Here is a 23063-nt window from a genome sequence, read left to right as displayed (position 1 = left end):
CACCCGCTGGGTGCGGCCCCTTTTCGGCTTCCGGTGTGCCCGGTCTCGCTGATCGGGAAAACGCCACCGCAGCAGTGCACCGGCGAATTAACTACCGGGCGTGACGACCCACAACCAGACGTTCCCGCACCTGCTCGCTCCCGGCACGATCGGGCCGATGACACTGAGCAACAGGGTCGTTCTCCCCGCGATGGACATGAACCTCTGCGTCGACGGCGAGATCCACCAGGGCGACATCGACCACTTCGCCGCCCGTGCCGAGGGTGGCACCGGGATGATCATCACGGGTTGCTGCGCCGTGGCGTACCCGGCGGGCTGCACCAGCCGCAAGGAGCCGGGCCTGTCCGAGGACCGCTTCATCCCCGGGCTGAAGGCACTCGCCGACGCGATCCACGAGGCGGGCAGCAAGCTCTGCGTGCAGATGACGCACCACGGCAAGGTCGCCCGGATCGACACGCTCGACGGCCGCCCGCAGCTGGTGCCGTCCATTCCGAAGCCGCCCGGTGACATGAGCGCGATGATCGACTGCACCCCCGAGGAACTCGGGAAGATGGCGGCCATCCAGGAGGGCAAGAAGGCCACCTACCACGAGGCCACCCACGAGGACCTCGACTGGCTGGTCCGCATGTTCGCCGAGGCAGCGGGACGGGTGCAGGCCGCCGGTGGCGACGCCGTCGAGATCCACTGTGCCCACAACTACGTGCTCGGCGGCTTCCTGAGCCGCTACTCGAACCAGCGCACCGACGAGTACGGCGGATCGCTCGAGAACCGGGCACGGCTGTCGTGCGAGGTGATCCGCGCGGTCAAGAACGAGGTCGGCGACAACCTCGCCGTCATCGTGCGTCTGGCCGGTCAGGAGTACGGCGAATCCGACGGCCTGACCCCCGACGAGGCGGCTGCCGCGGCCGCGCTGTTCGAGAAGGCAGGCGCGGACGCCATCCACGTCACCGGCACCGCGCTGAATGCCTTCGCGAACTTCACCGACGGCCCGCTGCCCAACAGGGTCGGCTACTACACCGACAACGCCACCGTCATCAAGCGCACGGTGTCGATTCCGGTCATCACCGTCGGCCGCATGCTGCCCGAGGTCGGCGAGCAGATGATCGCCGAGGGCCGGACCGACTTCGTCGCGATGGGCCGTCAGCTGCTGGCCGATCCGGAGCTGGTGGGCAAGCTGAAGGCCGGCCGCAGTGAGCAGGTCCGGCCCTGCATCAACTGCTATGTCTGTGTCCAGGAGAACTTCTGGGACGACACGCCACTGTGCGCGGTCAACCCGGCGCTGGGCAACGAGACCCTGCTGCCGTTCCCGCGCACCACGACCCGCAAGCACGTCGTCGTGGTCGGCGCCGGGCCGGGCGGCATGGAGACCGCCCGCGTCGCCACCGAGCGCGGCCACCGCGTCACCCTGCTGGACAAGACCGATCGTCTCGGCGGCACGCTGTGGTTCTCGACGCTGACCACGCCGGACAACGAGCGCCTGCTGGACTGGCTCACCCAGGAGGTGCAGCGGGCGGGCGTCGACATCCGGCTCGAGACCGATGCCACCGCCGCGACAATCGAGGCCCTCGCACCGGACGTCGTCGTGGTCGCCACGGGTGCGGTGCGTGCGCGGCCGAGCGTTCCGGGCGGCAACCTGCCCCACGTGCACACCGGTGACAGCCTGCGCGGCCTGATGACCGGCGCCGGCGACGTCTCGGACCAGTCGCTGTTCCTGCGGATCATGGGCACGGTCGGTGGCCTGGTCGGCATCACCAGGAGCCCCGAGAAGATCCGCACGCTGAGCCGCAAGTTCCTCAAGTTCCTGCCGATGAGCAAGAACGTCGTCGTCATCGGTGGATCGCTCGTCGGTCTGGAACTGGCGGAGTTCCTAGCCGAGCGCGGCAGCCGGGTGACCCTGATCGAGGAGGGCCGGCAGCTCGGTGTGCCGATGGCGATGCCGCGCCGCTGGACCGCCGTGAAGCACGCCCGCGAGCTGGGCGTCGACATCCAGCGCAACGCGACCGTCCAGCGCATCACCCGCAAGACCGTCGAGTTCACGGTCGGCGACAGGACGGTGTCCGCGCCGGCGAGCATGGTCGTGGTCGCGTCCGGTGTCTCGGCGGCGGCGCCGCTGGCCGACGAACTTGCCCGCGCCGGCGTCGAGGTCCGCGTTGTCGGCGACGCCACCGAGGTCGACTACATCGAGGGTGCGATGCACTCGGCGTGGAAGGTTGCCACCGAGATCTGATCCCGCCGCCGACGGCCGTCCCCGAAGATCACCTCGGCGACGGCCGTCGGCGCTTTCACCGAATCGCGCTCAGCGCGTGGTGAATCCACCGTCGATCGCGAGCGCGGCGCCGGTGATGAACGACGCCTCGTCACTCAGCAGGAAGGCCACGAAGGGCGCGATCTCCGCCGGCTGCGCGATGCGGTTCACCGGGTGCAGCGACTCGATGTAGGCGAGCGCCTCGTCGGTGGTGGCCATGGATCCCCGAGCCAGCGGCGTGTCGACGCCACCGGTGGTGATGGCGTTGACGCGCACACCGCGGTCCGCGACCTCGAGTGCCACCGACCGCGTCAGACCCACCACCGCATGCTTGGCAGCGACGTACGGGGCGGCCTCCGGAAGGCCGACGACCCCCAGGTTGGATGCGTTGTTGACGATCGAGCCGCGGGTGTCGAGCACGGCCGGAACCTGGTGCTTGAGGCAGTTGAAGACACTCGTGGCGTTCTGCGACAGTTCGGCGTTCCAGTCGTCCGCGTCGACGGTCGAGATCGGGCCGGAGGCGTTGACACCACCCGCGTTGTTGAATGCCCCGTCCAACCGACCGAATTCGGAGACCGCCGTTGCCACCAGGGTGGCCGCATCCGACTCGATCGACACGTCCGCCGGCACGAAGACGGCGGAGCCTCCCGCAGCGCGCAGACGCTCGGCGGCCTCCTCCCCGACATCCTTGCGTCGCGCGCCGATGACGACAGCGGCTCCCTCTGCGACGAGCCGCCGCGCGACCGCGAGGCCGATGCCGGACGAGCCGCCGGTGACGATGAAGACCTTGGATTCCAGGCGTGAGGACATACGTGAGTCCCTTTCGAAGTGTGGTGGAAGGGCCGGCCGGGCCAGGCGATCGCCTTCCTCCACAGTGCTCGGCGCCGCGGCGGGGCGCTGGCGGGAATCGGACGAGGAGTGGGCGCTCAGGCCGACGGCGGCCGGGCCGTGGCCACGAGGTGCCGTCCCGAGCCGACGAGCAGGACGAGGCACACGATCACCGCGGGCCAGACCAGGACGTCCCCGACGGGCCGTAGCCAGTCGGCGTCGGACGAGGTCGCGACGGTGAGCGAGGCCGCCGACGTCATGCCCATGGGGAAGGCGGTGGACCAGCGACGGACGTCGTACTGCAATCGGGGCCAACGGATCTCGGAAGCCACCAGGACCACGTAGCCGGCCATGGCGAGACACACGATCACGACGCCCGCGACCTGGATCGCGACGTGAACGCCCTGCGGCCACCCCGAGATGAGCGCGGCGGGCGCGAGCTTGCCCGCAGCGAGCGCGCTGATCGCAAGGGCGCCCGCGAACACCCACTGGTCACCGGCGCCGACACGAAACTGGTCGTACGAGAAGCGGATCAGCACCATCAGGTAGAAGAACAGACCCAGCAGGAAGGCGACGAACGCCGGGCCGGCCAGCCAGTCCGCCGACGCCGATACCACCAGCGACCCGCCGAGCACCGCGAGCCCCTGCGTGGACACGCAGAGCAGGAAGTGGACACCGACGGTAGGCGACGCCCAGTGCCGCACCACCGCGGGGATCAGTACCACCCATGCGACGAGCGCGATCCCGAGAGCCACCCAGCCCACGTGGTTCCAGCCGAGCAGCACACACCGTGCGCCCAGCACGCACGTCGCGGCCACGCCGGTGAGCGCGGGCGGGGTGTCGGCCTCGTTCACCCAGCGGGCCCGATCGTCGAACAGGCGCGAGACGAAGACCACCACCAGCAGCGCCCAGATCAGCGCGCCGACGACCAGCCAAGCGCGGGAGAACCATTCGAAGTCGGCGAGGTGCAGGGCCACCGACACGATGCCAGTCGACATCGCCGCGGCGCCGGCACCCGCCGGAATGGCAGTCAGCGCGCGGGCGGAGGTTGCCTTCACATCCGGACGGTCGGACACGCCTTCATGATGCGCGGGTCGGCGAGCACCCGCGACCCGAACGGGTGGTTCCCCGCGAGTTCCACTGCGAGGTCGGCCCGCTTCGGCCATCCTGAAACGTGGGAGGAAGACATGTCGCGTGCAACCGATGACCCGTCGCCCGCACCGATCGAGGGCCCGTTCGGCGCCGCCCTGCTCGAGACCGGGCGATTCTTCACGCGTTCCACCGTGTCCAAGGACCTGCGTGCGGTCTATCGAACCGGCGGGCGCGAGGGCGACGTGTTCTACCGCGACCGATGGAGCCACGACAAGGTGGTCCGCTCCACTCACGGCGTGAACTGCACCGGCTCCTGCTCGTGGAAGGTCTACGTCAAGGACGGCGTGATCACCTGGGAGACGCAGGCGACGGACTACCCGTCGGTGGGCCCGGACCGGCCCGAGTACGAGCCTCGCGGATGCCCGCGCGGGGCTGCATTCTCGTGGTACACCTACTCCCCGACCAGGGTTCGCTACCCGTACGTCCGCGGGCTGCTGCTCGAGATGTTCCAGGAGGCCCGCGCGCGGCTCGGCGATCCGGTCCTCGCGTGGGCCGAGGTGGTCGGCGATCCCGATCGTCGGGCGAGGTATCAACGTGCGCGTGGCAAGGGCGGGCTCGTGCGGGCGTCGTGGGAGGACGCGGTGGACATGATCGCCGCCGCGCACGTGCACACCATCGCGAAGTACGGGCCCGACCGTGTCGCCGGCTTCTCCCCCATCCCCGCGTTCTCGATGGTCTCGTTCGCCGCTGGTTCGCGGTTCATCGAGTTGCTCGGCGGGGTGATGACCTCGTTCTACGACTGGTATGCCGATCTTCCGGTGGCATCGCCGCAGGTGTTCGGCGACCAGACCGACGTCCCCGAGTCGGGCGACTGGTGGGACGCCGCGTATCTGATCGTGTGGGGCTCGAACGTCCCGGTCACACGCACGCCGGACGCGCACTGGATGGCCGAGGCCCGATACCGCGGCCAGAAGGTCGTGGTGGTCTCCCCCGACTACGCGGACGCCACCAAGTTCGCGGACGCGTGGCTGCCCGCGCAGCCGGGCACCGACGGCGCCCTCGCGATGGCGATGGGCCACGTGATCCTGAAGGAGAACTACGTCGACCGCCGGGTCCCGATGTTCGCCGACTTCGCATCCCGCTACACCGATCTACCGTTCCTGGTGACGCTCACCGAGCGTGACGGCGCGTACGTCCCGGGCCGGTTCCTGCGCGCGTCCGACCTCGGCGACGACGACGAAGGCGCCGAATGGAAGACGGTGCTCCTCGACGCCGCAGACGGATCGCCCGTGGTCCCGCCCGGCAGCGTGGGCTTCCGCTACACCGAAGCCGGGGCGGGGCAGTGGAATCTCGACCTCGGCGACACCGCGCCGGCCCTGAGCGTCCGCGACGCTCCCGGCGACGCCCGCGACGTCGACATCCTGTTGCCGCGCTTCGACGTCGGCGAGCGGGGTGCGGTGATGCACCGCGGGGTCCCGGTCCGCGAGGTCGGTGGGCACCTCGTGACGACGGCGCTGGACCTGATGCTCGCGCAGTACGGGGTGCGCCGCGAGGGACTGCCGGGCAGCTGGCCGAGCGGCTTCGACGACCCCGACGAGCCGTACACCCCGGCCTGGCAGGAGTCCCTGACCTCGGTGCCCGCGGGGGTGGCGGTTCGGATCGCCCGCGAGTTCGCGCGTTCGGCCGAGAAGTCCGGCGGGCGTTCGATGATCATCATGGGCGCCGGCATCTGCCAGTGGTTCCACGGCGACGCCACCTACCGTGCGGTGCTGGCGTTGTTGATGCTCACCGGCAGTATGGGAAAGAACGGCGGCGGATGGGCGCACTACGTCGGCCAGGAGAAGGTCCGCCCGTTCACGGGGTGGGCGACTGTGGCGATGGCGACGGACTGGTCGCGGCCGCCGCGGCAGGCCATCGGCACGGGGTTCTGGTACATGCACACCGACCAGTGGCGCTACGACGGCTACCGCGCCGACGCGCTCACCTCCCCGCTCGCCGAGGGTCGCCTCGCCGGGCTGCACACCGCGGACACGATGGCACTGTCGGCACGGTTGGGGTGGATGCCGTCGTACCCGCAGTTCGACCGCAATCCACTCGACCTCGCCGACGAGGTGGCAGCGGCCGGGGAAGAGCCCGGCGACTATGTCGTCGACCAGCTGCGCAGCGGCAAACTGAAGTTCGCCGTCGAGGATCCGGATGCGGAGGAGAACTGGCCGCGGGTACTGACGCTGTGGCGCGCGAATCTGCTGGGATCCTCGTCGAAGGGCAACGAGTACTTCCTCGAGCACCTGCTGGGCGCCGGGTCGAGCCTGCGCGCCTCCGAGACCCCTCCGGAGAGCCGGCCGACGTCGGTGCGCTGGCGGGACGACGCGCCCCGCGGAAAGCTGGATCTGCTGGTGTCGCTGGACTTCCGGATGACCAGTTCGACGATGCTCTCGGACGTCGTGCTGCCCGCCGCCACGTGGTACGAGAAGTACGACCTGTCGAGCACCGACATGCACCCGTTCGTGCACGCCTTCACCCCGGCGGTCGACCCACCGTGGGAGGCGCGAAGCGATTTCGACGCGTTCACCGAAATCGGCCGCAGGTTCAGCGAACTCGCCCAGATCCATCTCGGCACGCGGCACGACCTGGTGGCCACGCCGCTCGGCCACGACACCCCCGGCGAGACGGCGCAGCCGTTCGGCGAGGTCCGCGACTGGCGGGCCGGCGAGGCGGAGCCCGTGCCGGGCCGGACGATGCCGGGCCTGAAGTTGGTCGAACGCGACTACACCGCGATCGCCGAGAAGATGGCGACCCTCGGCCCCCTCGTGGAGAGGCTGGGCCTGAACACCAAGGGGGTCACGTTCCACGCCGACCCCGAGGTCGCCGACCTGGCGCAACGGTGCGGGGTGATGTCCGGCGGTGTCGGCGCGGGCCGCCCGGCGCTGGACACCGACGCCAAGATGGCCGAGGCGATCCTGGCGCTGTCGGGCACCACGAACGGCAGGCTCGCCCTCACCGGTTTCGAGGACCTGGAGCGGCGGGTCGGAAGACCCCTGCGCCACCTGGCCGCGGGCAGCGAGGAGCGCCGGATCCGGTTCGCGGACACGCAGGCCCAGCCGGTGCCGACCCTCGCCAGTCCCGAGTGGTCGGGCAGCGAGACCGGCGGGCGGCGGTACGCACCGTTCAGCATCAACGTCGAGGAACTCAAGCCGTGGCACACCCTCACGGGCCGAATGCATTTCGTCCTCGACCACGCATGGATGAGCGAGTTCGGCGAGGTGCTGCCCACCTACCGGCCGCCGCTGGACATCACCCGGCTGTTCGGCGAGACCAGGCTCGGTGACCGCGACGGCAAGGCCCTGTCGGTGCGGTACCTCACGCCGCACTCCAAATGGTCGATCCACTCGGAGTACCAGGACAACCTGCTGATGCTCTCGCTCTCTCGGGGCGGACCGAACGTGTGGATGAACCTGGACGACGCCGCCGCGATCGGTGTCGCCGACAACGACTGGGTGGAGGCCGTCAACCGCAATGGCGTGCTGGTTGCGCGAGCCGTCGTCACTCACCGCATGCCACCGGGCACGGTGTTCGTGCACCACGTGCAGGAACGCCTGATCAACGTGCCCAAGTCGGAGATCGACGGTAGGCGCGGCGGCATCCACAACTCGCTCACCCGGGTGCTGGTGAAGCCGACGCACCTGATCGGCGGCTACGCCCAGCTCTCGTTCGGATGGAACTACCTCGGCCCCACCGGCAACCAGCGCGACGAGGTGACGGTGATCCGCCGTCGCAACCAGGAGGTGCGGTTCTGATGCAGGTGGCAGCGCAGATGGCGATGGTGATGAACCTGGACAAGTGCATCGGCTGTCACACGTGCTCGGTGACGTGCAAACAGACGTGGACCAATCGCAGCGGAACCGAGTACGTGTGGTTCAACAACGTCGAAACCCGCCCGGGACAAGGCTATCCGCGCAAGTACGAGAACCAGGATCTGTGGAAGGGCGGCTGGACCCTGAACCGGCGAGGTCGCCTCACCCTGCGCGCCGGCGGTCGGGCGAAGAAGCTGTTGTCGATCTTCGCGAATCCGCTGCTGCCGAACATTCGCGACTACTACGAGCCGTGGACGTACGACTACGACACCCTCACCTCGGCCCCACTCGGAGACGACTTCCCTGTCGCGCAGCCGATCTCGTTGCTGTCGGGCAAACCGATGCCGATCGAGTGGAGTGCCAACTGGGACGACGACCTGGGCGGCACGCCCGCCACCGAGGCGCACGATCCGATCCTCGAGCAGATGCGTCGGCAGGCCACCGAGAAGGTGCAGCTCGAGTACGAGAAGACGTTCATGTTCTTCCTGCCGAGGATCTGCGAGCACTGCCTCAACCCCTCGTGCGTCGCGTCGTGCCCGTCGGGGGCGATGTACAAACGCGCCGAGGACGGCATCGTGCTGGTCGACCAGGACCAGTGCCGCGGCTGGCGGATGTGTGTCACCGGATGCCCCTACAAGAAGGTGTATTTCAATCACCGCACCGGCAAGGCCGAGAAGTGCACCTTCTGCTATCCACGGGTGGAGGTCGGGCTGCCGACGGTGTGTTCGGAGACCTGCGTCGGCAGGCTCCGCTACATCGGCCTGGTCCTGTACGACCTCGACCGAGTCGGCGAGATCGCGTCGACACCCGACGAACGAGACCTCTACGACGCGCAGCGCAGCCTGCTGCTCGACCCCGCGGATCCGACGGTGATCGAGGCGGCCCGGGCGGCGGGCATTCCCGAGGACTGGATGGAGGCGGCCCGCCGCTCCCCCGTCTACGCCCTGATCGAGAAGTACCGTGTGGCGCTGCCCCTGCATCCGGAGTTCCGGACGCTGCCGATGGTCTGGTACGTGCCTCCGCTCTCACCGGTGGTCGACGTGCTCACCGAAACAGGCCACGACGGTGAGGATCTGGACAATCTGTTCGGCGCGATCGACGCCCTGCGCATCCCGATCGAGTATCTGGCCGGACTGTTCACCGCCGGGGATCCGATGCCGGTCACCGACGTCTTGCAGCGCCTCGCGGCGATGCGCTCGTACATGCGTGATCTCAATCTCGCCGACGACCCAGACGAGTCGATCGCGACCTCGGTCGGCATGACCGGGGAGCAGATCTACGAGATGTACCGGTTGCTCGCGATCGCGAAGTACGACGAACGCTACGTCATCCCCACCGCGCACGCCGAACAGGCGCACGAACTCGAGGAACTCGGCTGCAGCCTCGACTTCGAGGGCGGGCCCGGCATGTTGGACAGCGGGCCCTTCGGCGAGGCGTCGGGCCGGCCGGTACCGGTCGCGGTGGAGACGTTCCACGCCCTCGAGCGCCGGCAGTCCGCCGACGGCGTAGCCGATCCACGGGACCGCCGCGCGCGGGTCAACCTGCTGAACTGGGACGGCCGGGGTGTCGTGGACGGCATGTTCCCCGAGCGTGGCGGTGACGCACGATGAAGCGGCCCGAACCGCGCCGGTCCCCCCGGATCGCGACGCAGTCCCCGCACCGCGTCGTCGACCAGGCAACGTCGCTGCTGCTGGACTATCCGACCGCCGATCTCACCGCGCGACTGCCGATGGTGGCCGCCGCGCTGTCGGAGCAACCGCGTAGCGCCGCTGTGGAACAACTCACCGCGTTCGTCGAGCACCTCCGCGGCCGGGATCTCCCGGACCTGGCCCGGCACTACGTCGAGACGTTCGACCTGCGCCGCAAGAACTGCCTGTACCTCACGTACTACGCGGACGGTGACACCCGCCGTCGCGGGGTCACGCTGGTTCGGCTCAAGCAGTACTACCGCCGCGCCGGATTCGAGTTCGGCGCCGCCGACCTGCCCGACTTCCTGCCCGTGGTCCTCGAGTTCGGCGCCGCCACCGGCGACCGCTCGCTGCTCACCAAACACGTGCTGGGTCTGCACCTGATCCGACTCGGGCTGGTGGAGGTCGACAGTCCGTACCGGATGATCCTCGACGGCATCCTGTCCACACTGCCGGGGCCGACCCCGACGGACCGGGACGCCGTGCTGGCGCTGGCCCGGACCGGGCCGCCTCAGGAGGACGTTGGGCTCGAACCGTTTCCGACCGGAGGTGGGCGATGAACGACAACAGTCTCGCCGACATCCTGCTGTGGGCGGTGCTGCCGTACGTGATGGTCGCGGTGTTCGTGGGCGGCGTCGTGTGGCGGTACCGGTACGACCAATTCGGTTGGACCACCCGCTCGTCCGAACTGTACGAGTCCCGACTGCTGCGGATCGGCAGCCCGCTGTTCCATTTCGGACTCGTGTTCGTCGTCGCGGGACACGTGCTGGGGCTGGTGATTCCCGACGAGTGGACGGCTGCACTCGGGGTGACCGAGACCCGCTACCACTACGTGGCCTACGTCCTGGGCGGCCTGGCAGGGTTCTGCACCCTCGTCGGTCTCGCGATCCTGTTGTGGCGCAGACGCACGACAGGTCCGGTGTTCATGGCGACCACCCGCAACGACAAGGGGATGTACATCGCGCTCGTCGCGACCATCTGCGCGGGGCTGTGGACCACCGTCGCCGCGAACTCGCTCCACGACGGCTACAACTACCGGGAGACGATCGGGCCCTGGTTCCGCAGCCTGTTCGTCCTCCAGCCGGAGATCCACCTCATCGCCTCCGCGCCGCTCACCTATCAGGTGCACGCGCTGCTCGGCATAGTGCTGTTCATGCTGTGGCCGTTCACCCGGCTCGTCCACGCGTTCAGCGCCCCGGTCAAGTATCTGTTCCGGCCGTACATCGTCTACCGCAGCCGCGATCCCGAGGGCTCGCCGCGCACCGAGGTGCCCGGGCGCGGATGGCGCTGAATTGTCCGCGCCCGGCGGAGCCGGTAGGTGGGAGTCCGCAGATCCCTAGCCGAGCAGTTTGGCCTTGGCTGCGGCGAACTCGTCGTCGGAGAGCACGCCCGACTGGTGCAGTTGGCCCAGCTGTTCGAGCTTGGCGATGAGGTCGTCGCCTGCGGGTGCAGCGGCGGGCGCCTGTTGCACCTGCTGCTGGGCGTAGGCCTGCTGCTGCGCATAGGCCTGCTGCTGGGCATACTCCTGTTCCTGCTGTTGCTGCGCATAGGCCTGCTGCTCGGCGGCCTTCCGTTGCGAGCGGCGGTTCACGGCATTGGAGGTCGCCTGCGCTGTACCCGCGATCACCGCGGTACGCGCGACGGTACCGAGCAACCCCGGACGGCCGACGCGGCCGGCTCTGAAGACCATGTGATTCTCCTTGTCCTGGTACGGATTGCCTACAGGGCGGCCGACACGGCAGCGACCACCGCGTCACGCGGAATCTGGAGGTGCAACGCGACCTCGCCACCGGAGCCGCGAACCTTCGCGGCCAACTCGCGGGCCCAGGTCTCCTCGTAGACGATGATCGCCGCCGAGGTGCCGGGCTCGAGCGTGTCCCGTACGACGTCCAGGTCCTCGTCACTGATCAGCGCCTTGGCCTCGATCGACAGCACCGCCAGTCCGACCTCGTCGAGGTCCTCGTCGACGTCGACCTGAGTGACGGTGCCGTCGACGTCCTTCGCGATGTAGACGAGGTCGAGCAGTGTCACGTATCCCCGCTCCACGACGTCCTGGAGCGCCGCAATCGTCCCCGGATCCACCTGGGCGCCGGGGAAGGTCAGCACGACCAGTTCCACCGGACCGATGTTCAAAGAGTCGCTCATGCCGTCCAGCGTGGCACCGGCACCACCCGATACCCATCACCCCTGGAGGGTGAGAATTCGCCGATTCACCTTCCGAGGATGAGACGCCGTCGCGCCGAGTCTGCAATCCTTCAGGAAAACGAAGACTTCACCATCGAGAAACGGGGCTCCACATGTCTTTCTGGGACATCATCTGGTACATCATCGTCTGCTTCGCGTTCATCGCCTACCTGATGCTGCTGTTCGCGATCATCGGCGACATGTTCCGCGACGACAAGACCTCCGGTTGGGTCAAGGCGATCTGGATCGTCTTCCTCATCTTCGTACCGTTCATCACCGCGCTGATCTACCTCATCGTCAACGGGGACAAGATGACCAAGCGCTCCGTTCGAGCGGCGCAGCACGCCAAGGACCAGCAGGACGCGTACATCCGCGAGGTCGCCGGGAAGTCCCCCGCCGAACACATCGCCGACGCGAAGGCGTTGCTCGACAACGGCACCATCACCGACGCCGAGTTCCAGACCCTCAAGGCCAAGGCGCTCGGCTAGACAGGGCCGGCTCGGCAGGGCCGTCGCTCCGCGGCCCTGCGCTCCGCACTCCGACAGACGCCCCGGGACTTCGCACCGCCGCGAAGCCCGGGGCGTCTGCTCGTCGTGGCGGTCGTTCGACCTGTCAGGCCGCCCGCACCGCCTCCGCCGCGGCCCGGAACGCCGCCGTCACCGCGACCACCGCGGGGCGATCCACTGCCGCCGGCCGGGTCGCGAGTTCGTAGATCCGCGCGGCCCGTACCCCGGCCAGTCGCACGCTCACCAGACCACCGTGCGCGGGAACGTACCGCGGCATCAGCGCCACGCCGTGACCGCCGAGGACGAGCTCCTCGATCACCCGGAAGTCGTTGATCCGCTGCACGACCCGTGGCTGCACACCGGTCGCGGCGGCCACCGACTGCAGCACGTCGTCGACGGGGAACCCACCGCGCACGCTGATCCAGCTCTCCTCGGACAGCTCCTCGATCCCCACCGCGGGCCTGCCCGCGAGCCGGTGATCCGGCGGCAGCACCAGGTCGATCGGTTCACGCATGATCGGCTCCAGCCGCACCCGCGGCGAGATCAGTGACGGCGCCCGCTCGTCCCGATGGGTCAGGATCACGTCGAAGTCCGCCAGCAACTGCGGCACCGACGACGCCGGCTCGTCCACGTCCTGCGCATCGATCTCGACGCCGGATTCCGCGATCCGGGACAGCACCCCCGGCAGCAGCAGCGCCGCGCCGGACGGGAACATCGCCACCCGCACCCGCCCGCGCGGGGAGCGCCGGTACGACGCCATCTCCGCACCCGCCCGCTCCAGCGCGGCCAGCACTTCCTCGGCGCGCAGCACCAGGGCCCGACCCGCGTCGGTCAGTCGGACCCGGCGCCCGTCCGGTTCGAGGAGCGCCACACCCGCCTCACGCGCGAGGATCTTGAGCTGCTGAGAGACCGCCGACGGGGTCAGCGACAGCGCCGCCGCGGTGGCCGAGACGGTGCCGCGATCGGCGAGCTCACGAAGCACCCGCAGCCGCTCGACATCCATGTAGAAAAACTACAGCAATGATGCATCTATATTCGATTGTCCTGATTGTTCTGCTCGCTCACGATGGACGGCATGACCAACCGCGACCGCCTGATCGGCCTCACCGTCGCAGTGCTGTGGGGGCTGAACTTCCTGGCCATCCGCGTCGGCCTCGACTACTTTCCGCCCTTCTTCTTCGCGGCCCTGCGCTTCCTGGTCATCGCGACTCCGGTGATCCTGTTCGTTCCCCGCCCGAAGGTGCCGGCGCGGTGGCTGCTGCTCTACGGGATCGGCTTCGGCGTGCTGCAGTTCGTCTTCCTGTACTGGGCGATGAACACCGGCATGCCGACCGGACTGGCGTCGCTGGTGCTGCAGTCGTCGGCGCCGTTCACGGTGCTGCTCGGCGCGATGCTGCTCGGCGAGCGGGTCGGCCGCAGGCAGTCGGCGGGGATTCTGGTCGCGGTGGCGGGGATGGCGACGATCGGCTGGGACCGCATGCATGTCGGCGGCGCCGCCACCGCGGCCCTGTTGCCGGTCCTGCTCACCCTGCTCGGCGGGCTCGGCTGGGCGCTGGGAAACATCGGCAGCCGCCAGGCCCGGCCGGAGAACCCGATGCACCTGACGCTGTGGATGACGGTGATCCCGCCGCTTCCGCTGCTGGCGTTGTCCGCTGTCGTGGAGGGTCCGACTGCGGGTGTGCACGCCCTGCGCGACTCGATGAGCCCGACCGGCTGGCCCGCCCTGGCCGCCCTCGCCTACATCGTGGTGCTCGCGACCGTGGTCGGGTCCGGGCTGTGGACCTACCTGATGAGTCGCCATCCGGCGGGGGTGGTCGCACCCTTCTCCCTGCTCGTGCCCGTCGTCGGGATCGCCGCGGCCTGGCTGGTACTCGGCGAGCGGCCGAGCGCGTTGTCCCTGGTGGGCGCCGCGGTCGTGGTGGGCGGCTGCCTCGGCGGGATGGCTCGCCCCGCCGTCGCGCCCGCACAGACCCCGGCAGCCGCGACGGAGGTGGTGACGGCGCCCACGCCGGTGGCGGCGCGCCCCTGAGCGCCCACGGCCGGTGTGGAAAACTCTGCCCGTGGCACTTAGCGATCATGGGGCGAGCAGCCCGAACAATCATGGGGCGACCCGCCCGGGCAGTCCCGGGGCGAGCAGCCCGGGTACCCGATTCTCCGCGCGCGGACGCCTCGCGCTGCGCGCCGCCGCCCTGGCCGCCTGGGCCTCGCAGAAGGCGGGTCGCGGCAAGGGCTCGATGATCGGCGGCCTGATCGCGCTCAAGATCGACCCCACGCTGATGACTCAGCTCGGGCGCGGCAAGCGCACCGTGGTGATCACCGGCACCAACGGCAAGTCCACGACCACCCGCATGACGGCCGCAGCGCTGGCCACCCTGGGCGAGGTCGCCACCCAGGCCGACGGCGCGAACATGGACGCCGGCATCGTCGCGGCGCTGAGCTCCCACGTCGACGCCCCGCTGGCCGCGATCGAGGTGGACGAACTGCACGTGCCGCACGTCTCCGACGCGCTCGGCCCGCAGGCGGTCGTGCTGCTGAATCTCAGCCGCGACCAGCTCGACCGGGTCGGCGAGATCAACATGATCGAGCGCAAGCTGCGGGCCGGCCTCGCCCGGCATCCGGACGCGGTCGTGATCGCCAACTGCGACGACGTGCTCGTCGCCTCCGCCGCCTACGACGCGCCCAACGTGGTGTGGGTCGCGGCGGGTGGCGGCTGGGCCGGCGACTCGGTCAGCTGCCCGCGCAGCGGCGAGCCGATCGTCTGGGAGGAGCGGACGGGAGATGTGACCGGCATCGCCTACAACCATTGGCGCAGCACCGGCACCGACTTCGAGCGGCCCACTCCCGACTGGTGGCTCGACGGCGAGAACCTCTACGGCCCGGACGGATTGAAGATCCCGATGACCCTGACGCTGCCGGGGAAGGCCAACCGCGGCAATGCCGCCCAGGCCGTGGCCGCCGCCGTGACGCAGGGTGCCCGTCCGGAGGACGCGGTCGCCGCTGCGGCCGCGGTCCGCGAGATCGCCGGCCGCTACGCCGCAGTGCAGGTGGGCCCGCACTCGCTGCGCATGCTGCTCGCCAAGAACCCGGCCGGCTGGCAGGAGGCCCTGTCGATGATCGACCCGACCGTCGACGGACTGGTGATCGCCGTCAACGGCCAGGTGCCCGACGGCGAGGACCTGTCCTGGCTGTGGGACGTGCGGTTCGAGCATTTCGAGGGCGTCAAGGTGGTGGCCGCCGGGGAGCGCGCCACCGACCTGGCAGTCCGGCTGACCTACGCCGGCGTCGAGCACACTCTCGAACCGGATCCGTTGCGGGCCATCGCGTCCTGCCCGCCCGGTCGCGTCGAGGTGCTGGCCAACTACACCGCGTTCCGTGACCTGAACACCGCCATCGCGAAGGAGAACCGGGATGCCTGAGTCCACCGTGCGGATCGGCCTGGTGCTTCCCGACGTCATGGGCACCTACGGCGACAGCGGCAACGCGTTGATCCTGCGTCAGCGATTGCGGATGCGCGGCATCGACGCGGAGATCGTCGAGATCACCCTCTCCGATCCGGTTCCCGACTCGTTGGACGTGTACACCCTCGGCGGCGCCGAGGATTCAGCACAGCGGCTCGCCACCCGGCACCTGGTCCGCTATCCCGGACTGCAGAAGGCCGCCGAGCGGGGCGCGCCGGTGCTGGCGATCTGCGCGGCCATCCAGGTGCTCGGGCACTGGTACGAGACGTCCGCGGGCGAGCGAGTCGAGGGCGTGTCGCTGCTGGACGTGACCACCTCCCCGCAGGCGACGCGGTCGATCGGCGAGGTGATCACCCGGCCGCTGATCGAGGGCCTGACCCAGCCACTGACCGGCTTCGAGAACCACCGGGGCGGCACCAGTCTCGGAGCAGACGCCAAGCCGCTCGGCCGGGTCACGCACGGCGTGGGCAACGGTGTCGGCGACGGGCACGAGGGTGTGGTGCAGGGCTCGGTGATCAGCACCTACATGCACGGCCCCGCGCTGGCCCGCAACCCGGAACTGGCGGACCTGCTGCTGGCCCGCGCGATGGGTGTCGACGCGTTGGAACCGCTGCACCTCGACGAGGTGGACCGACTGCGCCGCGAAAGGCTCGCCGTCGGGCGTTGACCCGAGCCTGCCGGGGTGGCCGATTCGCCAAGCCGGCGCACCCGGATCGGTGTAATTTCCGATGTACACCCGATCCGGGAGGACACATGGCAGCACAGAGCCCGTGGCCCGTCATCCACGCCGAACGCATCTCGCTCGCCGACGATCTCGCCTCACTCACGGAGGACCAGTGGTCCACCACGTCGCTGTGCTCTCAGTGGTCCGTCTGGGAGACGCTCGGCCACATGACGGCGACCGCCAAGATGACGCCGCCGAAGTTCTTCCTGAAGATGGCCGGGACCGGCTTCCGGTTCGAGTCGTTCGGCGCGAAGAACATCGCCGCGGAGACCGCGGGCACCCCCGCCGACACGCTCGCGGAGTTCCGCAGGGTCGCCACCGCGACGAGCTCTCCCCCGGGGCCGGTCGACACCTGGCTCGGCGAAACCATCGTGCACGCGGAGGACATCCGCAGGCCGCTCGGTATCGCGCACGCCTACCCGCCGGACGCGCTGGTGCGCGTGGCGGACTTCTACAAGGGCTCGAACCTGTTGATCGGGAGCAAGTCCCGGATCGCGGGGCTGACCCTTCGATCCACCGATACCGCGTGGACGATCGGGGCGGGCCCGGAGGTGTCCGGCCCGATGCTGGCGTTGGTGCTGGCGATGACCGGCCGTTCCGCGGGCCTGGACGAGCTGTCCGGCGACGGCCTCGAGACACTGCGCGAACGGGTCTGACTCCGGGCAACCCGGCGGGCCCGCTCGACCCGTTCAGTCGGCATCACCCCGATCCTGGTGGGCCGCAACGCCGATCGGATGGTCCAGGGATCTCGCCGGCCTCGCCCGGGTGCGCGGTCTCGGTGACCGGGCCGCCGAGGCCTTCGACGGCAAGGGGTTCCTCGACGCACTCGCGCCCTTCGGAATCACCTGGCTCCACGACGAGCGGTGACGAGCGGTCTCCGTGACGCCTGAGATTACGTACTGTATTTACACGAAATGCACCTCTCGCGATCCGACACGCCGCTACCCTCGGAGCCGTTCTCGCTCGAGCACCATGCCAATGTCACCTCGACCGAAAGAGGAGAACCCTCCGTGTCCCACCGAACCCTCACCCGGACCAGGTCGGCGGCAGCTCTCGCCCTGACCGCCGGCCTCCTGCTCGCTCCCGTCCCGTCGATCGCCGCGGCTGCACCGACGCCGGTCGTCGCGCCTGCCGCGATCGACCATTCGCTGCACCTGACGGGCGCTCCGAACGCCCGTGACCTGGGCGGTTACACCACCACCGACGGCAAGACGGTGCGCTCCGGACTGGTGCTGCGCAGCGACGCACTCAACGCCGTCACGGACGAGGACCTGGCCAAGCTCCAGGGCCTGAATGTCAAGACGGTCGAAGATCTGCGCACGGGCTTCGAGATCTCACGCGCGAAGGACAAGCTCCCGGCCGGCGCCACCTGGGTGAACCGCGACGTGGCGGGCTCGAACCCCGCGAACGCGATCGCGATGTTGAACCTGGCCGAGTTCTACAAGGTCATGCCCACCGATGCCGGCGCCTCCGCCGCGTTCAAGGCCGCCCTGCTGGACATCAAGAACTCGCCCGACTCGGTGCTCTACCACTGCACGAGCGGCAAGGACCGCACCGGTTGGCTGTCGGCGGTCCTGCTCACGATCCTCGGCGTCCCCCGCGAGACCGTGAACGCCGACTACATGCTCAGCAACGAGTACGTAGACCCGGACAGCGGCGGGCTGGGCAGCATCGGGAGCATCAGCGGGCCCAATCCCGTGGAGCAGGCCTGGCTCGACAACGCGTTCGCCGCGGCGAACCAGAAGTACGGCAGCTTCGACAACTACGTGAGCGAGGGACTCGGTCTGACGAGCCAGGACATCACCGATCTCAAGGCGAAACTACTCAGCTGATCGGTGCCGGAGTTACCGATCTCCCCCAGACAGGGGTTCGGCCGGGGATGTAGCGATATATCGCATCCTCGGCCGGATCTCTGCTTCTCAAGATTTCTGACCGTTACCGGCCTACTTTTCTTGATCCGCATCACTCACGGTACGCCCGGGCCGACATCGTCGCAATAGCCCTGACCAGCAAAGTCAGCGGAATTTCTCGACAGCCAGGACGCCCCGGTACCCGCCTCGAGCCCGACCGGGCGGGTACCGGAGACTGCCGGGCTACGACTCCTGGTTCTCGGTGATCTGGAACTGCGCCCCGAGCGGATCGGCCACCGTCGCCAACCTTCCGAACGGCGTGTCCTCCGCCGGCCGGACGACGGTTCCGCCGAGCTCGACGACCTTCGCCAGCGCGGCGTCGGTGTCCTCGACCGCGAGGTAGAACTGCCAGAACGACGGCACGCCCTCGGGCAGGAATCCGGAGGCGTCCATGACGCCGGCAATGTTGTCCCCGCCGAGCTGCGCCTGGGAATAGCGGAAGTCACCGGAGTCGGAGAGCGTGTTGTACGTCCAGCCGAAGGTCTTCTCGTAGAACGACAGTGCGGCCTGGTAGTCGCGCGAGAGGGTCTCGAACCACGCCGGGGTGCCGGGCTCCCCCCAACGCCCGTACCCGCGATGCTGGTCGGGCTGCCACACACCGATCACCGCGCCGGCGGGATCGCCGAGGATGGCCATGGTGCCCTGCTCGCCGACCTGCATCGCCGGCATCATCACCTGTCCGCCCGCAGCCGCAGCCCGTTCCGCGGTCGCCGCGGCGTCGGCGGACTCGAGATAGACGGTCCAGACGTCCCCGTACGGGTTGCCCGGCTGCTGCGGGCCGAGCCCGGCGACTGGGGCGCCGTCCTTGCTGAAGATCGAATAGCCGCCGTACTGCGGGTCTTCGTTGGTGTCCGAAGCCCAGCCGAACACGCCGGCGTAGAAGGGAATGACCCGCGACGGGTCGGAGCTGGTGAGGTCGACCCAACAGGGTGCGCCGACCTGGGACTTGCGTTCAGGCACGTCTGACTCCTTGAGCGGATTTGCTGAGGACTGGTGCGCTGATGAACCTACGCGCGACCACCGACATCCGCCGGGGACCGCGGCGCCGCGACACAGCGGGCGGGGTCAGCACTCGCTCGGCGCCGGGATCCCGCGGAGTGCGGCGCCGACGACGTGGCCGGCGAGTTCCGGTGCGTAGGAGTCGATCAGCTTCGCCGCGCCGTGCGTGGCTGTCGCGCCACCGGAGTACCCGACCATCGCGAACCGGCTGTCCCCGAACTCGTCCGGAAGCGCACCGCGCAGCCGCCGGATCGAGTCCAGCACGGCGTGGCCCGCGACGAACGGCTCCGCGTACGCGATCCGGGGACCCTCGTGGTCGGGAATCAGCACCGCGTAGCCGCGCTGGGCGGCGAGCGCGGTCGTCGGCCTCACCTGGAGCCGGCGCACCTCGCGCACAGGGCGGCGATGAAGGGAGCGGCCTGGCGCGTCACGTCCCTCGACTCGAGCACCTCACCGTTGCGCTTGTCGCCCAATGCATCCGGCCACGAATCGAAGAACGGATCGCCGACGGCCGACGGCATGGTCGCGAGCCGCAGCCCGTACCGAAATGCGCATCCGAACACCCGATCTCGCGCGGAGGACCGGCACAGGCCCGCCGCTAGCGCAGGAGCGAGCGGAGCCCGGCGATTGCGCGGGCGTGCCACGCAATCGCCGGACGGCGTCAGGAGACGGGGACGGCTACCCGGTCCTCGGTCGGCACGTCCGACTTGATGACGTCGGTCTCGATCGCCTCGGGCGCGGGTGCCTCCAGGACGGTCGGTTCCTGCGCGTAGTGGAAGTGCGGCCGACGGTGGCCGAGGAACGAGCCGAACCAGGACATCACCGCGATGTAGCGGTTGCGGAACCCGACCAGGTAGACCATGTGCACGGCCAGCCACAGCACCCAGGCGACGAAGCCGGTGAGCTCGATGCTCTTCACCTTCGTCACCGCACGGAAACGGTTGATGATCGCCATCGAGCCCTTGTCCCGGAACTTGAAGGCGGTGCCGCGCGGGGTCTTGCCGAGCACGGTCTTGGCGACGTGGCGTCCACCCTGCATCGCCACCGGGGACTGGCCCGGCAGGTTGTTCAGCGAGGTCATGTCGCCGACGGCGAAGATGTCTGCGCGGCCGCCGACCGTCAGGTCCGGGTTCACCAGCAGTCGGCCCGCCCGGTCGGTCTCGCAGCCGGTGCGCTCGGCGAGCACACCCGCAAAGTCGTTGGCCTGCACGCCCGCCGACCAGACGATGGTCTCGGCGGTGCGCCGCACCCCGGCCTCGCTCCCGTGCGCCTTGAAGGTGGCGCCGTGCTCGTCGATGTCGGTGACCAGCGTGTTCAGCACCACCTCGACGCCCGACTTCTCCAGCGAGGCCTTCGTGTACTCGCTGAGCTTGCCACCGTAGGCGGGCATCGCGACACCCGCGCCCTCGACCAGGGTGACGGTGACGTCGTCGGCGGTGATGCCGCGGATCGACTGCTCGAAGTAGCGCCCGGCGAGCTCCTTGATCTGTCCGGCCAGCTCGACGCCGGTCGCGCCAGCGCCGATCACGATGAAGCTGAGCAGGTTCTTGGCGCGCTCGGGGTCGGTGGTGGTGTGCGCCTCCTCGAAGCAACGCACGATCTGGTCACGCAGCCGCTTCGCGTCGTTGACGGTCTTGAGCGCGTAGGTGACCTTCGCGAACTCGTCGCGGCCGAAGTACGACTGGCGCGCTCCGGTGGCGGCGATCAGGAAGTTGTAGCCGAGGGTGTGCCGCTCGCCTGCGGCCTCGTAGACGAGTTCCTGCTCGTCGGCACGCACGTCCACGACCCGGCCGAGTCGGACGTCGGCGTTCGGGTACTTCGCGAGGATCGCCCGGACGGAGGGTGCGATCTCGCCGGCCGAGAGCACGCCCGTCGCCACCTGGTAGAGCAGCGGCTGGAACAGGTGCTCGGTGGTCTCGGAGATGAGCACGAAGGGGGTCCCCGCCTTGGCCAGCTTCTTCGCCGCCGCCAGGGCACCGAAGCCCGACCCGACGATGACAACCTCGGTACGGTCCAGCACTGTCTCGCCCACCACGACCTCCTGCTCGATCACAATCAGATGTATGAAAGCCACGCTAAGGATCACGAAGTGGTTTCCGCTAGTCAGCTGGGATATTCGGAATACAGTTATCTGGATCGCTCATAAGTAGGATGGCGGCATGGACTTCCGTCAGCTGCGATACTTCCTGGCAGTGAGCGAGGAACTGAGCTTCAGCCGCGCCGCGCAGAAGTGCTTCATCTCGCAGTCGGCGATCAGTCACCAGGTGTCGCGTCTCGAACAGGAACTGGGTGCGGCGCTGTTCGAGCGGTCGACTCGGGTGGTCCGGCTGACCAACGCGGGCTCGCGGCTGGTGCCGATCGCGCAAGAGGTGCTCAGCCTGGAGACGCAGGCGTACGCGGTCGCCAAGGAGCCGAGGAATCGGATCCGGATCACCGCGAACATGAGCTTCGCGCCGCAGTCCCTCGACGCGGTGGCGCGGGTCCGCGAGCTGCATCCCGACCTCGACATCGAGTTCGTGATCAAGAGCTTCGCCGAACGCATCGACGCGGTGGCCGCCGGCGACTCCGACATTGCGCTGGTCCGGGGCGCGGTGGACCGGCCGGGACTCGAGACCGTCGAACTCGGCGTCGAGGACCTGCTGATCGTCACCTCGAGCCAGCATCCGCTGTCCGCCTTCTCCACCGTCGAACTCGGCGAGCTGGCACCCTATCCCCTGCTGCTGCCGCCGCGGCACAGTCAGGTCCTGATCCACTCGGTCGTCGAGGACGCCTTCGTCGAGGTCGGGCGGCGGGTGCAGCTCGGGCCGCCGATCGCCAAGGACCACACGGCGACCCTCGACGTCATCAACCACCCGCGGGGGTGGACTGTGCTGTACGCCAGCACGGTGACCGGGGTCCCCCGGGCCGGTCTGCGGATCATGCGGGAGGCGCGCGGCAGGCTCCGGGTACCGGTGTGCGCAGTGGTCCGCAGCGGGGCCGCCGGCTCGCCCGCGATGGCGCACCTGGTGGACTCGTTGCGCGAGACGATGGATCTCGCGGCCACGACCGGACCCGCACCGGAGCAGGCCGGACAGTCGCGCCACGTGACTACGCTGGGTCCATGACCGGCGAACAACGGCGCGCACAGGTCGAGGACGTGCATCAACTCGCCCAGGGCATGCCGCACGTGACCCCCTCACCGGGGCCGCGCGGCAACCCGGTCTATCAGGTCGGCGGAAAGTCGTTCGTGTTCTTCCGCGGACCACGACCCGATGCGTTCGACCCCGCGACGGGCGAGCGTTACACCGACGTGATCGTGTTCTGGGTCGGCTCCGAGTCCGACAAGCAGGCGATGATCCAGGATCGCGAATCGCCGTTCTTCACCACGCCGCACTTCGACGGCCACCTCTCGGTCCTGGTGCGGGCGAGCCGACTCGGCGAGCTGTCCCGGCGCGAGGTGGCCGAGGTCGTCCAGGACGCGTGGCTGTCCCGGGCGTCGGAGCGCAGGCGCAGGATCTGGCTCGAGGAGCATCCCGTCGAGTAACCCGACTGGGCGACGACCGATGAGTTTGCGCGGCGGGGCACGTCGACACGTG

21 protein-coding genes are annotated in these 23063 nt (G+C 69.2%); 13 read left to right on the top strand and 8 right to left on the bottom strand.

Going from position 1 to position 23063, the window contains the following annotated elements; translation table 11 throughout:
* The first annotated feature begins 100 nt into the window (after window positions 1-100).
* Window positions 101-2227: an FAD-dependent oxidoreductase gene (locus ACFXGJ_RS06730; RefSeq protein ID WP_378617571.1), complete on the top strand. Its 2127-nt coding sequence runs from the start codon at window positions 101-103 to the stop codon at window positions 2225-2227.
* 69 nt (window positions 2228-2296) lie between these two features.
* On the opposite strand, the gene ACFXGJ_RS06725 is transcribed toward ACFXGJ_RS06730, so the two are convergent.
* Window positions 2297-3055, bottom strand: coding sequence for an SDR family NAD(P)-dependent oxidoreductase (locus tag ACFXGJ_RS06725; protein ID WP_378617570.1), 759 nt, complete (start codon window positions 3053-3055; stop codon window positions 2297-2299).
* Between the two features lie 116 nt (window positions 3056-3171).
* Entirely contained in the window at window positions 3172-4131 is a 960-nt protein-coding gene (locus tag ACFXGJ_RS06720) for a tellurite resistance/C4-dicarboxylate transporter family protein (protein WP_378617569.1), read from the bottom strand.
* 129 nt (window positions 4132-4260) lie between these two features.
* Here ACFXGJ_RS06720 and ACFXGJ_RS06715 point away from each other — a divergent pair, with 129 nt between their 5' ends.
* The 4 genes from ACFXGJ_RS06715 to narI are packed head-to-tail and all read left to right on the top strand — an operon-like array spanning window position 4261 to window position 10998.
* Complete coding sequence (locus ACFXGJ_RS06715) at window positions 4261-7962, top strand: nitrate reductase subunit alpha (protein WP_378617568.1); 3702 nt, start codon at window positions 4261-4263, stop codon at window positions 7960-7962.
* A complete protein-coding gene (gene narH, locus ACFXGJ_RS06710; protein WP_378617567.1) occupies window positions 7962-9629 on the top strand; it encodes a nitrate reductase subunit beta in 1668 nt (555 codons plus the stop codon). Before ACFXGJ_RS06715 ends, narH begins: the two co-directional genes overlap by 1 nt.
* On the top strand, window positions 9626-10267 hold the full coding sequence (gene narJ, locus ACFXGJ_RS06705) for a nitrate reductase molybdenum cofactor assembly chaperone (RefSeq protein ID WP_378617566.1): 642 nt from the start codon (window positions 9626-9628) through the stop codon (window positions 10265-10267). The genes narH and narJ overlap by 4 nt, the downstream gene beginning before the upstream one ends.
* Entirely contained in the window at window positions 10264-10998 is a 735-nt protein-coding gene (gene narI, locus ACFXGJ_RS06700) for a respiratory nitrate reductase subunit gamma (protein WP_378617565.1), read from the top strand. The genes narJ and narI overlap by 4 nt, the downstream gene beginning before the upstream one ends.
* A gap of 45 nt (window positions 10999-11043) precedes the next feature.
* Here the strand turns inward: narI and ACFXGJ_RS06695 are convergent, their stop codons facing one another.
* Window positions 11044-11397 (bottom strand): SHOCT domain-containing protein, encoded by a 354-nt coding sequence (locus ACFXGJ_RS06695; RefSeq protein ID WP_378617564.1) that lies wholly within the window; start codon window positions 11395-11397, stop codon window positions 11044-11046.
* Window positions 11398-11426: 29 nt separating this feature from the next.
* The gene (locus ACFXGJ_RS06690; RefSeq protein ID WP_378617563.1) at window positions 11427-11852 is read right to left on the bottom strand and encodes a DUF6325 family protein; all 426 of its coding nucleotides are present in this window, start codon (window positions 11850-11852) and stop codon (window positions 11427-11429) included.
* Window positions 11853-12004: 152 nt separating this feature from the next.
* Here ACFXGJ_RS06690 and ACFXGJ_RS06685 point away from each other — a divergent pair, with 152 nt between their 5' ends.
* Complete coding sequence (locus ACFXGJ_RS06685) at window positions 12005-12379, top strand: SHOCT domain-containing protein (protein ID WP_378617562.1); 375 nt, start codon at window positions 12005-12007, stop codon at window positions 12377-12379.
* Between the two features lie 124 nt (window positions 12380-12503).
* Here ACFXGJ_RS06685 and ACFXGJ_RS06680 read toward each other — a convergent pair whose 3' ends face one another.
* Complete coding sequence (locus ACFXGJ_RS06680; protein WP_378617561.1) at window positions 12504-13400, bottom strand: LysR family transcriptional regulator; 897 nt, start codon at window positions 13398-13400, stop codon at window positions 12504-12506.
* Between the two features lie 72 nt (window positions 13401-13472).
* Here ACFXGJ_RS06680 and ACFXGJ_RS06675 point away from each other — a divergent pair, with 72 nt between their 5' ends.
* From ACFXGJ_RS06675 to ACFXGJ_RS06655, 5 genes are all read left to right on the top strand, one after another.
* Window positions 13473-14426: an EamA family transporter gene (locus ACFXGJ_RS06675; protein ID WP_378617560.1), complete on the top strand. Its 954-nt coding sequence runs from the start codon at window positions 13473-13475 to the stop codon at window positions 14424-14426.
* A gap of 145 nt (window positions 14427-14571) precedes the next feature.
* Window positions 14572-15813: a MurT ligase domain-containing protein gene (locus ACFXGJ_RS06670; protein ID WP_378617577.1), complete on the top strand. Its 1242-nt coding sequence runs from the start codon at window positions 14572-14574 to the stop codon at window positions 15811-15813.
* Complete coding sequence (locus ACFXGJ_RS06665; RefSeq protein ID WP_378617559.1) at window positions 15806-16522, top strand: type 1 glutamine amidotransferase; 717 nt, start codon at window positions 15806-15808, stop codon at window positions 16520-16522. Before ACFXGJ_RS06670 ends, ACFXGJ_RS06665 begins: the two co-directional genes overlap by 8 nt.
* Window positions 16523-16608: 86 nt before the next feature.
* A complete protein-coding gene (locus tag ACFXGJ_RS06660; RefSeq protein ID WP_378617558.1) occupies window positions 16609-17235 on the top strand; it encodes a maleylpyruvate isomerase family mycothiol-dependent enzyme in 627 nt (208 codons plus the stop codon).
* Window positions 17236-17589: 354 nt separating this feature from the next.
* The gene (locus tag ACFXGJ_RS06655) at window positions 17590-18411 is read left to right on the top strand and encodes a tyrosine-protein phosphatase (RefSeq protein ID WP_378617557.1); all 822 of its coding nucleotides are present in this window, start codon (window positions 17590-17592) and stop codon (window positions 18409-18411) included.
* A 261-nt stretch (window positions 18412-18672) separates the two neighbouring features.
* On the opposite strand, the gene ACFXGJ_RS06650 is transcribed toward ACFXGJ_RS06655, so the two are convergent.
* The 3 genes from ACFXGJ_RS06650 to ACFXGJ_RS06640 form a co-directional block, all read right to left on the bottom strand.
* Complete coding sequence (locus ACFXGJ_RS06650) at window positions 18673-19449, bottom strand: VOC family protein (protein ID WP_378617556.1); 777 nt, start codon at window positions 19447-19449, stop codon at window positions 18673-18675.
* Between the two features lie 105 nt (window positions 19450-19554).
* Window positions 19555-19860 (bottom strand): lipase family protein, encoded by a 306-nt coding sequence (locus ACFXGJ_RS06645; protein ID WP_378617555.1) that lies wholly within the window; start codon window positions 19858-19860, stop codon window positions 19555-19557.
* Window positions 19861-20149: 289 nt separating this feature from the next.
* Complete coding sequence (locus tag ACFXGJ_RS06640; RefSeq protein ID WP_378617576.1) at window positions 20150-21505, bottom strand: NAD(P)/FAD-dependent oxidoreductase; 1356 nt, start codon at window positions 21503-21505, stop codon at window positions 20150-20152.
* Between the two features lie 142 nt (window positions 21506-21647).
* Between ACFXGJ_RS06640 and ACFXGJ_RS06635 the strand changes: the two genes are divergently transcribed.
* A complete protein-coding gene (locus ACFXGJ_RS06635) occupies window positions 21648-22592 on the top strand; it encodes a LysR family transcriptional regulator (protein WP_378617554.1) in 945 nt (314 codons plus the stop codon).
* A complete protein-coding gene (locus tag ACFXGJ_RS06630; protein WP_378617553.1) occupies window positions 22589-23011 on the top strand; it encodes an MmcQ/YjbR family DNA-binding protein in 423 nt (140 codons plus the stop codon). Before ACFXGJ_RS06635 ends, ACFXGJ_RS06630 begins: the two co-directional genes overlap by 4 nt.
* The last annotated feature ends 52 nt before the right edge of the window (window positions 23012-23063 follow it).

Origin of the sequence: Rhodococcus sp. NPDC059234 (genome assembly GCF_042754225.1) — a bacterium.
Taxonomy (GTDB): Bacteria; Actinomycetota; Actinomycetes; order Mycobacteriales; family Mycobacteriaceae; genus Rhodococcus_G.
Note: the sequence above shows the minus strand (reverse complement) of the source record. Positions and strands in the feature narration are given on the sequence as shown.

What these genes read in the sequence shown, in the direction of transcription:
- ACFXGJ_RS06725 (WP_378617570.1), bottom strand. Translation starts at nt 3,055, where the DNA reads ATGTCCTCACGCCTGGAATCCAAGGTCTTCATCGTCACCGGCGGCTCG.
- ACFXGJ_RS06715 (WP_378617568.1), top strand. Translation starts at nt 4,261, where the DNA reads ATGTCGCGTGCAACCGATGACCCGTCGCCCGCACCGATCGAGGGCCCG.
- narH (WP_378617567.1), top strand. Translation starts at nt 7,962, where the DNA reads ATGCAGGTGGCAGCGCAGATGGCGATGGTGATGAACCTGGACAAGTGC.
- narJ (WP_378617566.1), top strand. Translation starts at nt 9,626, where the DNA reads ATGAAGCGGCCCGAACCGCGCCGGTCCCCCCGGATCGCGACGCAGTCC.
- narI (WP_378617565.1), top strand. Translation starts at nt 10,264, where the DNA reads ATGAACGACAACAGTCTCGCCGACATCCTGCTGTGGGCGGTGCTGCCG.
- ACFXGJ_RS06695 (WP_378617564.1), bottom strand. Translation starts at nt 11,397, where the DNA reads ATGGTCTTCAGAGCCGGCCGCGTCGGCCGTCCGGGGTTGCTCGGTACC.
- ACFXGJ_RS06690 (WP_378617563.1), bottom strand. Translation starts at nt 11,852, where the DNA reads ATGAGCGACTCTTTGAACATCGGTCCGGTGGAACTGGTCGTGCTGACC.
- ACFXGJ_RS06685 (WP_378617562.1), top strand. Translation starts at nt 12,005, where the DNA reads ATGTCTTTCTGGGACATCATCTGGTACATCATCGTCTGCTTCGCGTTC.
- ACFXGJ_RS06680 (WP_378617561.1), bottom strand. Translation starts at nt 13,400, where the DNA reads ATGGATGTCGAGCGGCTGCGGGTGCTTCGTGAGCTCGCCGATCGCGGC.
- ACFXGJ_RS06675 (WP_378617560.1), top strand. Translation starts at nt 13,473, where the DNA reads ATGACCAACCGCGACCGCCTGATCGGCCTCACCGTCGCAGTGCTGTGG.
- ACFXGJ_RS06665 (WP_378617559.1), top strand. Translation starts at nt 15,806, where the DNA reads ATGCCTGAGTCCACCGTGCGGATCGGCCTGGTGCTTCCCGACGTCATG.
- ACFXGJ_RS06660 (WP_378617558.1), top strand. Translation starts at nt 16,609, where the DNA reads ATGGCAGCACAGAGCCCGTGGCCCGTCATCCACGCCGAACGCATCTCG.
- ACFXGJ_RS06635 (WP_378617554.1), top strand. Translation starts at nt 21,648, where the DNA reads ATGGACTTCCGTCAGCTGCGATACTTCCTGGCAGTGAGCGAGGAACTG.
- ACFXGJ_RS06630 (WP_378617553.1), top strand. Translation starts at nt 22,589, where the DNA reads ATGACCGGCGAACAACGGCGCGCACAGGTCGAGGACGTGCATCAACTC.